Consider the following 10,475-nt stretch of genomic DNA (forward strand, 5'->3'; position numbering starts at 1 on the left):
CCGCGTGCCGTGACCGGTTTCCGGTCACGGCACCCGGCCGTCGAGCTCCCGGACCTCGGCCAGGTGCGCGCGCAGCCAGCGTTCGGACGTGTCGACGTGCATCAGCGCGGCGGCGGTGGCCACCGCGGGATCGCGGTCGGCGAGCGCGTCGTAGATGGCCTTGTGCTGCGCCAGCGTCACGTGCGTCGCGCCCCGTTCGACGGTGCCGCGCCAGACCCGTGCGCGCAGGGTGCGCGAGGAGATCCCGTCCAGCAGCGCGGTGAGGGTCTCGTTGCCCGCCGCGGTGACGACCGCCCGGTGGAAGGCGGCGTCGAGCACGGTGAGGCGCTCGACGTCCTCGACCGCGTCGTGCATCGCGTCGAGCAGTTCGCCGACGGCCCGCAGCTGCGCGTCGGTGATCCGGGTGGCGGCCAGGCCGGTCGCCGCGGGCTCCAGGAGCCGGCGCACCTCGGTGAGCTCGAGGATGCTGCCGTCCTGCATGAGCGCCACCGCGTTGCCGAGGCCCTCCAGGAGCAGGCTCGGCGCGAGGCTGGTGACGTACGTGCCGTCGCCGCGGCGGACTTCGAGCACCCTGGCCAGCGCGAGCGCCTTCACGGCTTCCCGCGTGGGGCTGCGGGAAATCCCCAGCTCGGTGGCCAGCTCGTGTTCGGGGGGCAGCTTGGCGCCCGCCGGGAACCGGCCGGACCGGACGAACTCCCGGATCCGGTCGATCGCTTCGTCGGTCAACGACCTCGCCATGGTCCTCCTCGGACAGTGCACCTGAAAAATCAGTCTAGCATTCATATGATGTATAGCTGCGAAGGAGACATCGAAGTTGCATAATATTGGCTGATTCGCCAAATTCGATGATGTGCGGGCAGTGAGACATGTGATGTCTTGTGGTAACTCCTTACTTACTTGTAAGTTAGAACGCATGACGACTTTCAGTGCCGACGAGGCCGAAACGCTGTGCGACCAGTGGGAGAAGGCGTGGAACGGCCATGACGCCGACGCGGTCGCCGCGATGTGCGCCGACGACCTCGTCTACGACGAACCGGCGCTGGCGCAGACCGCGCACGGGCCCGATTCCATCCGCGAGTTCGTGACGCACATGGCGCGCGCCTACCCGGACTACTCGTTCACGCGCACGGGGCTCTACACCGAGGTGACCCGCCGCGCCGTGCTCGTCGCCTGGCGCTTCACCGGCACGTTCGCCAAGACCGGCAGCCGCGTCGAGTTCCACGGCGACGACCGGCTGGAACTGGGCGAGGACGGGCTGATCCACGCGTACCGCTGCCTGTACGACAACCAGTTCGTGCTCGGCCAGCTCGGCGGCGGCGCGGGGAACCAGTGAGCGACGCCGGCCCGGCCCGCCTGCCCGCCGCGGTGCGCCGGGCGGGGATCATCGAAGCGGCCGACGCCGAGTTCGCCGCGAACGGGCTGGCGGGCACCCGCCTGGAGGCCATCGCCGGCCGGGCCGGCATCTCGCACCCGCGGATCGTGCAGATGTTCGGCTCCAAGCGGAAGCTGTTCCTCGAAGTCGTGCACGCCGCCTACGACCGCATCGAAGCGGCGTTCGCCGGTGCCGAGCCGAAGCTGGCCGCGCTCGGCGGGGCGTACGTGCGGCTCCTGCAGAGCGATCCGACGGTCGGCCTGGTGGTGCTGCAGGGCTACGCGGCGGCGGCGGACGAGCCGGTCCGCGAGGCGGTCCGCCGCCGGCACCTCGCCCTGATGGACTCGATCGCCCGGTTGACGGGCGCGGACGCGTTGCGGGTGCGGACGTTCTTCGCCACGGGCCTCGTCCAGACGGTGTCGACCGCCCTCGAGCTGCCGGAGCAGCGCGCCGACACGGCGTGGAGCGCGTGGATCCTCGACCTGGCCGACCCACCCGTCGACTCCTGACGGCGCCGGGTGCGTGCTGTTCGCGCCGTCGACCTGGCCGCCGTTGAACCCAACGACCACCACTCCGGCCTGAACCTCGGCGTGAACGGCACGTCGGTCCTCCAGTGTCCTGCCGGTCGTCGGTGGATCCACCGACGAACCGGATCGTGGCTGGAACCGCGCACGCCTTCGTCGGGCTCGGTGACCCGGGAACGGGCGGTCGCGCGGCAGGCGGGCGAGTCAACTGAGCCGGAGGGGTGGGGCGCCGCCGCCGGAATCGGCCCGCGGTACCGGTGAGCGGTCGCCCACCGCGGCGATGGTGACAAATTTCCGGGTACTTTCCGGCAGCCGGTTGACACATCGGGCGCCGGGTTCCAGCATCAATGCTGCCGAGAAGCGGTCAAAAGATCACCGGATGCGTGACGGCGGCCGCGGCTCACCCGTTCGAACCACTCTCGCCCAAGGATGTGCGGACGTGACCGAGAACCGGTATTCCGGCGCCCATTGCGCCGATCCCCCCTAGTCCGTGGTGCACACGGCGGCCGTCGGCGATCCGATCGGCGGTCCGGCTCGCTTTCCGCTGAAGTGTTAGCGCTAACACTACCCTTGGTGCGTGCTGTCCCCACGGAGATGACCATGACCGTTCTCGATCTTTCCGATCCGCGGCCGACCCTGGCCGACGTGGCCCGGGCCGCCGGTGTCTCGTCGGCGACGGCGTCGCGGGTGCTCAACGGATTCCCGCAAGTGCGTGCCCAGACCCGGCGCCAGGTCGAACAGGCCGTGCGCACCCTCGGCTACGTCCGGCAACGCGCGCCGCGGGCCGGCGAGGGGCCCCGGACCGGCACGGTCGCCGTCGTGCTGTGCGAGGACGGCCCGCGGCTGTTCTCCGACCCGTTCTTCGGCCGCATCATGTGGGGCGTCCACCAGGAGCTCACCACGGCCGGCGTGCAGGTCGTGGTGCTGATGATGCAGGCGGCGGACCAGGCCACCACCTTCCGGTACCTGGCCGGCGGGCACGTCGACGGGGCCCTGTTCGTGAGCACGCACACGCGCTGCACCACGGCGTTGTCGCGGGCGGAGCTCCCGCTCGTCAGCGCCGGCCGGCCGATGGTCGCCGACCCCGCCCGCTACACCTACGTGGACGTCGACAACCGCGGGGGCGCCGCGGCGGCCGTCCGGCACCTGCAGGCCGCCGGGCGGCGGCGGATCACGACGGTCGCCGGCCCGAAGGACATGGCGCCGGGCCGGGACCGGCTCGCCGGCTACGTCGCCGCGATCGGCGGCCCGGGCGTCGTCGACCCGGGATCGGTGGCCCACGGCGACTTCGGCCAGGCGTCCGGCGAGCACGCCATGCGGCGGCTGCTCGACCGGAGACCGGACCTGGACGCGGTGTTCGTGGCGTCCGACGTGATGGCGCTGGGCGTGCTGCGTGCCCTGCGCCGCGCCGGGCGCCGCGTGCCCGACGACGTTGCGGTCGTCGGCTTCGACAACGCGCCGATCTCGCGCACCACCGACCCGCCCCTGACGACGGTGAGCCAGCCGGTCGAGGCGCTCGGCGCCCGGGCGGCGGGCGAGCTGCTCGCGGTGATCGACGGAACGGCCGCGCAGCCGCACCGCGTGGTGCTCGGGACGACGCTGGTGGTGCGGGAATCGGCGTGAGCGGGCGCCGGAGTGCCCGCGGCGTACTGAGCGGGCGCTTAGTGACCTTGTTCACGGACCCGTCGCGCGGGCCGCCGCCCGGCGGTGCCGTCCGGGAGCGAAGGCGCCCAGGTGGGAGCCGCATCCGCCGGCGGATGGCGGGCGGCTGACGAGCGTCGCGAACAGGGGTGTCGCCGACGTCAAGGTGAACATTGCTCCTCAGTGTGGTGACCTCGACGCGACGCGAACTCTTCGCGGGCGTGACCGATGAGGGTGGGCAGCGTGCGAGAGCAGACCAGAGGGCACCTCCGCGGGGGCACCGCGGTCGTGCTGCCGGACCCGGGGCGGTCGATCGGCGTGCTCACCTCGACACTGGCCACGCTCGGCAACAGCCGGACGCTCGACGCCATTGCGCAGGCGGCCGCGGCCGAGGGGTACACGATCACGTTGCTGTCCGTGGGCAAACCGACCCGCGACGCGGTGACCGACGCGTTCCGGGAACTGGGGACGCACGACGTCGACGGCCTCGTCGTCCTCGTCGAGGAATACGCCCTGGATTGGCCGGGAATCGTTTTCCCGCAAGGCGTCCCGGTGGTGGTCGTCGATTCGAACGCGCGGGCCGGGTATCCGACGGTCGACGCCGACCAAGCGCAGGGCGCGGTGCTGGCGACCGAGCACCTGCTCAAGCTCGGCCACGAGACCGTCTGGCACATCGCGGGACCGTCGGATTCGTGCGCGGCCGAGCACCGGGAACGCGCTTGGCGCCGGACGCTCACCCGGTTCGACCGGCGGGTCCCGTTGCCGGTGGTGGGGGACTGGACGGCCGGATCCGGCTACACGCTCGGCCGGGTGCTGGCCGACGAACCCGCGGTGACGGCGGTGTTCGCGGCGAACGACCAGATGGCTCTCGGCTTGCTGCGGGCTCTGCACGAGTCCGGTCGTTCGGTGCCGGGCGAGGTCAGCGTGGCCGGGTTCGACGACATGGCGGAATCGGCGAGTTTCTGGCCACCGCTGACCACGATCCGCCAGCCGTTCGCCGAGCTGGGCGGCCAGGTGGTGCGGACCCTGCTCGGCGAGCTCAGGTCCGGGGTGCGGACGGCGACGCTCGAACGCGTGCCGGTGTCGCTGGTGGTCCGGGGCAGTACCGGGCCGCCGCCGTGGTGATCCGCGCCGGCGTGAGCAGGGTGTGAAGACTTTCGCGGTTCACCGGTTTTCCCTTGCTCTTCACGGTTGAATACATCGAAACGTGCGACCGTGTGTTGACAGGGCGGTCGGCGCAAACGGATGCTCGGCGTACCGGCCGAAAGGCCGAACCCCGGAGCGACAAAGGGAGAGAGCCGAGTCATGACCACCGTGCCGGCGAAACCTCCCGTTGCGTCCTGATGGAGCCGGAACTCCTCGAAATCACCGTCACCGTGCCGCACGCGCCCGCGGCGGTGTGGACGATCGTCGGCAGCCCGCACCTCTACCCGCGGTTCGTCCGCGGAATCACTTCGTGTGAGCCGGTTTCCGAGGCGACCGGCCGGGGCGCCCGCTACCGCTACCGCGCCGGAGGCGAGGGCGAGGCCGAAATCTTCGTCCACCGCCGGAACGAGCACCTGGCCTGGTCCGGCCGGCAGCACCGGATGTCCGTCGTGCTGCGGCCGACGTCCGAAGGCTGCGCGATCACCGTCCTGCTCACGCTGCTCGACGGCCGCTCGGTGGCGGCCCCGCGGATCCGCCAGCGGATCCTGGACGCGATCGCGGCGATCAGCGACCACCTCGGCGGCGTCCCCGCGGCGGATTCGCTGCCGCCCCGCCCGTCCAAGCGCGAGTTCGCGCGGATCCTGGTCAAGGCCGGGGTGCTCACCCCGGCCCAGCCCACCGGCACGCTGCGGCAGCTGAGGTCGGTGGGCCGCTGGGGCTCGACCCTGGCCGGCGGCTACGAGGCGGTGGCGCGCCGCGCGCCGGAGTCCCTCGCGCTGTGCGACGAGCGGTCCGAACGGACCTTCGGCGAACTCGACGACCGCACCACCCGGCTGGCCGCGGTGCTGAAGCGTTACGACATCACCGAGGGGTCGCGGGTCCTGCTGATGTGCCGCAACCACAACGCGATGGTCGAGGCGATGATCGCCTGCAGCAAGCTCGGTGCGGACGTGGCCCTGATGAACACCGGGCTGGCGCTGGGCCAGGCCGCCGAGTTCGCCTTGCGGCACGGCTCCCAGCTCGTGCTCGCCGACGCCGAGTTCGCCGCCCTGCGCGGGCAGCTGCCTGCCGAGATCCCGCAGCTGTGGACGTGGCCGCCCGGCGACGGGTGGCACGGTCCGACCATCGAAGAACTGATCGAGGCGCAGCCGCCCGCCCGGATCGCCCCGCCGGGCAAGCCCGGCCGGCTCGTCGTGCTCACCTCGGGCACCTCCGGCCCGCCGAAGGGTGCGCGCCGGCCGACCCCGCACAGCGTCGCGGACGCCGCCGCGGTGCTGTCGGAGATCCCGCTGCGGGCCGGCGAACCGATCCTGGTCGCCGCCCCGTTGTTCCACACCTGGGGCCTGGCCGCGCTGCAACTCGGCATGGCGCTGCGGGCGGGGCTGGTGCTGCCCCGCCGCTTCGACCCGGAAGCAACGCTGTCGATGGTCGAACGGCAGCGGTGCACGGCGTTGTTCGCGGTGCCGACGATGCTGCGGCGGCTGCTGGACCTGCCGGAGCAGACGCGGGCCCGCTACGACCTCTCCTCGCTGCGCGTGGTGGCCAGTTCCGGCGCGGGACTGCCGGGCCGGCTGGGCGAGGAGTTCATGGACGCCTTCGGCGACATCCTCTACAACCTCTACGGCTCGACGGAGGTGTCGTGGGCGGCGATCGCCGGGCCACGCGACCTCCGCGCGGCCCGCGGCACGGCGGGCCGCCCGCCGATCGGCACCGCGATCCGCGTCCTGGACCGCGCGGGCACCCCGGTGCCACCCGGCACGACCGGCCGGCTCTACGTCGGCAACCGCCTGCTGTTCGACGGGTACACCGAAGGCGAGCAGCTCGACGTCCGCGACGGCCTGATGGACACCGGAGATCGCGGGTACGTCGACGCGAACGGCCTGTTGTTCGTCCAGGGCCGCGAGGACGAGATGATCGTGTCCGGCGGCGAAAACGTGGCCCCGGCCCCGGTGGAGGAAGTCCTGCTCACGTTGCCGGAGGTCCGCGAAGCGGCGGTGGTCGGCGTCCGCGACCCCAAGTACGGCCAGCGCCTGGCGGCTTACCTCGTGCTGGTGCCGGGTGCCCGGCTGGACGCGGACACGGTGCGGTCCCACGTGCGTGAACGTCTCGCGCGCTTCGCGGTGCCGCGGGACGTCGTGTTCGTCGACGAGCTGCCGCGCAACGCGACGGGGAAGGTCGTGAAGCGGGCCCTGCGCCGCAACTACCGCTGGTAGCGGCGGTCAGGCCGGACAGCTGACGTCGTGCTCCGGTGCCGCCAGGGTCAGCAGGTAGCGGTCCATGGCCGACCGGGTGCAGGCGTTCTTGTCGTGGACGCCGTGTCCTGAGCCCTCGTACGTCAGCAACGTCGTGTTCGCCGGGGCCTGGTGGTGGATCGCGAGCGCCCACGCGTACGGGGTCGCCGGGTCGTGGCGGGAGTTCATCAGGAGGATCCGGGGCGCCCGCGGGATGCTCAGCCGGTGGGGCGGGTTCGACGGCGGGCCGTGGACACCCAGGCACGCCATCGCTTCGCCGTGGCTCAGCGTGCTGCCGCGCATGAGCGGCCCGCGCCGCAGCTCTTCGGCGTGCAAGGTCGTGTACTGGGCGAAGTTCCGGATCCGGAGGTCGAAGTCCTGGCACACGACCGCGAGGCGGATCGAGTCGTAGTTGTAGGTGAACTGCGCGGTCACCGGCGGGTTCCCGGCCGCGGTGTCGGCGATCGCCCGGCCCAGGTCGTCCCAGTTCGGGTGGTACATGTCCGCCAGCACCCAGTTGCGCAGCTCGCTCTGCGCCCGCGGTGTCCCGGCGGTCACCGCGAGGGCTTTCCGCCAGACGGCGAAAACGTCCTGGCCGTGCAGCACGCAGGTGGTCGTCCGGTCGCACCAGGCGGCGAACTCGCGGAACGCGTCGTCCGCGGCGGCGGCCCGGTCGCCGAGGAACCGCTCGATGCCGGCGCTGTGGTCGACGGAGCTGTCGAGCACCATCGCCCGCAGCCGGTCCCCGTGTTGTTCGGCGTACTGCTGGCCGAGCAGCGTGCCGTAGGAGATGCCGACGAAGCTGATCCGCGTTTCGCCCAGCGCGCGGCGGACCGCGTCCATGTCCCGGGCGTTGACGCCGGTGTCGGCGTGGTCGAAGACGGGCAGGTTGCGGGCGCGGCAGGCGGAAACCGCCTGCTCGCTGGAGGTCCGCAGCGCGGCGAACTCGGCCGGCCCGGCCGGCTCGTCGCCCGGCGGCTCGCCCGTGACCGGGCATTCGATGAATTCGCTGCGGCCGGTTCCCCGCACGTCGAAGCCCACGATGTCGAACCGGGCCCGGACTTCGGGGCTGAACACGCTCGGGGTCGCGGCGAGTTCCGCGTTCGACGAGCCGGGGCCGCCGAAGTCGGCCAGCAGCACGCCGATGCGGTGGGCGGGATCCGTGGCGCGGTGCCGGGCCACCGCGAGCGAGATCGACGGGCCGCCCGGGGAGTTCCAGTCCAGCGGCACCTGCAGCGTGCCGCACTCGCCGTCGGCCGGAGTGGGGCTGTCCGGGTCGTCCGGGCACGGCGTCCAGACGATCGGGGCCGGTGTCCAGCCGGTTTCGGCCACCGCCGGTGCGGCCACGGCCGGGGTGGCGCCGGTCAGCAGAAGTGCGCTCGCCAGAACGGTTCCCAGCACCCGAGGCTCCTCCCCGCGACGACCCGGACCCCGCCGACCGTAGGGTGCCCGGGTCTGGACCACAAGAGCCGATCAGGCGCCGCGCTCCCGGAGGCGGGCAGCCGGCGATCGTCCACCTGCGACCGCAGCACCCGGCGTCGGCCGGATCGCCGGTCCGGGTGCTCGGACATTCCTGTTCGGCGCCCGAGTTCGGGGGTGCGCCGATTCGGCGGAGAAACAGTCTTCGGAGCGGCAAAACCTGCGGTAATCGGAAGTCAGGCGGCGACTTTCCTGCGCGGAGCACGCTTTCGCGGCGACGGCACTGACGATTCCGTGTCGGCGTCGTGCACCCGCTCGTAGGCGGCGACGACTTCGGAGGAGAGGCGCCCCCGCTCGGAGACCTCGAAGCCGTTCGCGTTCGCCCAGGCCCGGATCCGCTGGTTGCGCTCGCGATCGGAGGCGGTGGTCGACTGGCCGGTGGCCACCCGCACCTTGCGCCCGCCGACGCGCCGGCCGGCGCCGATGTAGCGGGCCAGTTCGTGGCGAAGGGCGCTCGCGTTCCGGTCCGAAAGGTCGATTTCGAAGGTGACGCCGTCGAGGCTGAACTGGACGGTCTGGGCGGCGGTGCTGCCGTCGATGTCGTCGAGGATCTCGACGGAGACTTTCTGGGCCACTTGGGTGCTCCTCCGGTGGATGTGCGCTCGAGAACGCGAACAGCACAATGCGCAGCGTTCGCCGCGAAGTGTATCGACAACCGGCGCGAAAGGGAATTCAACTCGCAGGGAAACGGCCCGGGTCCGTTCGGCGTAATTGCCCGCATCGGGCCAGGAAGCAGGCGGCCGGGGCAAGGCCGGGCCGGTCGGTGGAAATGGGGCCGGTGTCGCCTCAATGGGTGAAGAACGACTTCGGTCGGGTTACCGGCGGGTCGGCCGCGACGTGGCGACGGCGAGGAGGTCGCCTGGTAGGGGCGGCGCGCGGTCTATTGTGGACGTCCTTTCCGGACGGCCGTGGCCGTTCTGCGGTTTCCGGTTCGGTGGTGAACGTGTTCCCGGAATGCTCGCCGCGGGAGGGTCGGTGTGGGTTCGAAAGCCCGGGGCGGGAAAGCCGGTGGCTGTGGCGGCTCGCCGGGGCCGCGGCTGCTGTACCCCGCTGGCGCCGGAAAGTGCCTGCGCTCGCTCCGGCGCTGATCAAGGGGGCCTTCGTCGGATGGGTGACATCGGCCGCCCTGGCGCCTCGCTGGAGGTGGCCGCTGCGGGTGCGGCTCGTCCGCCGGGCTGGGGCGCGGCTCGCCGGGTTCGCGACCGCCCGCGGGACGGAGGGAGGGCGGGTGCGCTCACGGCCCCCGCCCGCCCGCTCGCGGTCGCCGCGGTGCCGGCCGGTGTCGATCAAGGGCGCGCACGCCGGGGGAGGCAGCGCGGCTCGCCCGCTGGGCTGGGCTCGAGAGCCGGCGGCGGTTGCGCTCGCCGCTGCGGGGTCCCGGGAGGTGAGACCGGCTGAGCTGGATGGGCGCGGTCGGCAGATTCGGCTCTCAGCGGTCTCCGGCAATACGGGTCCCCGGCGCGCCGGCTGGCGGCGGGGGTGGTTCCGGTTGCTCGGGGTGGTGGGTCGGCTGAGCTGGGTCGGCTCGGTCGGGCGGGTGCGGTCGGGTGGTTTCCGCAGAGCTGGTCCCGGTCGGGCTTGAGTGGGGGGCTGGCTGAGCCGGGCCGCATTCGTCGGTGGGTCTGGGCGGTGTTTCCGGCAGGCGGCCCGGCCGCGCTTGGGGTGGGTGGTGGGGGCTGAGCTGGGTCGGGTCCGTCGGCGGGTGCGGTCTCCGGCCCGGCTGATCCCGGTCGCGCATGAGCCGGTGGGGTGGCTGAGCCGGACCGCATCCGTCGGCGGGTCTGGTCGAGTAGTCTCCGTCAGCGCGGCCTCCAGTCGCGCTCGAAGCAGCAAGGCAAGCGAGCCGGACCTGGTCCGCGCGGCCCCGCGCCCATCACCACCGCCGAGGCCGCAGCCGCGATCACCACCCCCGTGCCGAGGCACCCCGGCCCCGCCTCGGCACCCGGCCGGCACCGACTGCACCAGCACTCCCCTTGAACGCCGTTCACCCCGACGAAATCGGACATCGTTGCATTCCGGCGTCGGCATTGCCCGGTTGCCGGGACGCGGGGAGTATCTGTGTTGATCGACTATTTCACCGAT

At 72.3% G+C, this 10,475-nt stretch carries 8 protein-coding genes; 5 read left to right on the plus strand and 3 right to left on the minus strand.

Annotated features, from left to right (window positions below; all coding sequences use genetic code 11):
- Window positions 1-24: 24 nt before the first annotated feature.
- Window positions 25-738: a FadR/GntR family transcriptional regulator gene (locus ISP_RS16770; RefSeq protein WP_013224957.1), complete on the minus strand. Its 714-nt coding sequence runs from the start codon at window positions 736-738 to the stop codon at window positions 25-27.
- Window positions 739-913: 175 nt separating this feature from the next.
- On the opposite strand from ISP_RS16770, the gene ISP_RS16775 reads away from it, so the two are divergent.
- The 5 genes from ISP_RS16775 to ISP_RS16795 all read left to right on the plus strand — a co-directional run bounded on the left by ISP_RS16775 (window position 914) and on the right by ISP_RS16795 (window position 6,896).
- Window positions 914-1,333, plus strand: coding sequence for a nuclear transport factor 2 family protein (locus ISP_RS16775; RefSeq protein ID WP_013224958.1), 420 nt, complete (start codon window positions 914-916; stop codon window positions 1,331-1,333).
- Window positions 1,330-1,881, plus strand: coding sequence for a TetR/AcrR family transcriptional regulator (locus ISP_RS16780; RefSeq protein WP_013224959.1), 552 nt, complete (start codon window positions 1,330-1,332; stop codon window positions 1,879-1,881). Before ISP_RS16775 ends, ISP_RS16780 begins: the two co-directional genes overlap by 4 nt.
- 615 nt (window positions 1,882-2,496) lie before the next feature.
- The gene (locus tag ISP_RS16785; RefSeq protein WP_037374328.1) at window positions 2,497-3,519 is read left to right on the plus strand and encodes a LacI family DNA-binding transcriptional regulator; all 1,023 of its coding nucleotides are present in this window, start codon (window positions 2,497-2,499) and stop codon (window positions 3,517-3,519) included.
- Window positions 3,520-3,780: 261 nt separating this feature from the next.
- Window positions 3,781-4,662, plus strand: coding sequence for a substrate-binding domain-containing protein (locus ISP_RS16790; protein ID WP_230468795.1), 882 nt, complete (start codon window positions 3,781-3,783; stop codon window positions 4,660-4,662).
- A gap of 218 nt (window positions 4,663-4,880) precedes the next feature.
- Window positions 4,881-6,896 (plus strand): AMP-binding protein, encoded by a 2,016-nt coding sequence (locus tag ISP_RS16795; protein ID WP_013224962.1) that lies wholly within the window; start codon window positions 4,881-4,883, stop codon window positions 6,894-6,896.
- 6 nt (window positions 6,897-6,902) lie between these two features.
- Here ISP_RS16795 and ISP_RS16800 read toward each other — a convergent pair whose 3' ends face one another.
- Together ISP_RS16800 and ISP_RS16805 are read right to left on the minus strand one after the other, a co-directional pair.
- Complete coding sequence (locus ISP_RS16800; RefSeq protein ID WP_013224963.1) at window positions 6,903-8,315, minus strand: alpha/beta hydrolase; 1,413 nt, start codon at window positions 8,313-8,315, stop codon at window positions 6,903-6,905.
- Between the two features lie 254 nt (window positions 8,316-8,569).
- Window positions 8,570-8,968, minus strand: a complete 399-nt coding sequence (locus tag ISP_RS16805) for a histone-like nucleoid-structuring protein Lsr2 (RefSeq protein WP_013224964.1) — start codon at window positions 8,966-8,968, stop codon at window positions 8,570-8,572.
- Between the last annotated feature and the right edge of the window lie 1,507 nt (window positions 8,969-10,475).

The organism is Amycolatopsis mediterranei (genome assembly GCF_026017845.1).
Taxonomy (GTDB): Bacteria; Actinomycetota; Actinomycetes; order Mycobacteriales; family Pseudonocardiaceae; genus Amycolatopsis; species Amycolatopsis mediterranei.

What these genes read in the sequence shown, in the direction of transcription:
- ISP_RS16785 (WP_037374328.1), top strand. Translation starts at nt 2,497, where the DNA reads ATGACCGTTCTCGATCTTTCCGATCCGCGGCCGACCCTGGCCGACGTG.
- ISP_RS16775 (WP_013224958.1), top strand. Translation starts at nt 914, where the DNA reads ATGACGACTTTCAGTGCCGACGAGGCCGAAACGCTGTGCGACCAGTGG.
- ISP_RS16795 (WP_013224962.1), top strand. Translation starts at nt 4,881, where the DNA reads ATGGAGCCGGAACTCCTCGAAATCACCGTCACCGTGCCGCACGCGCCC.
- ISP_RS16770 (WP_013224957.1), bottom strand. Translation starts at nt 738, where the DNA reads ATGGCGAGGTCGTTGACCGACGAAGCGATCGACCGGATCCGGGAGTTC.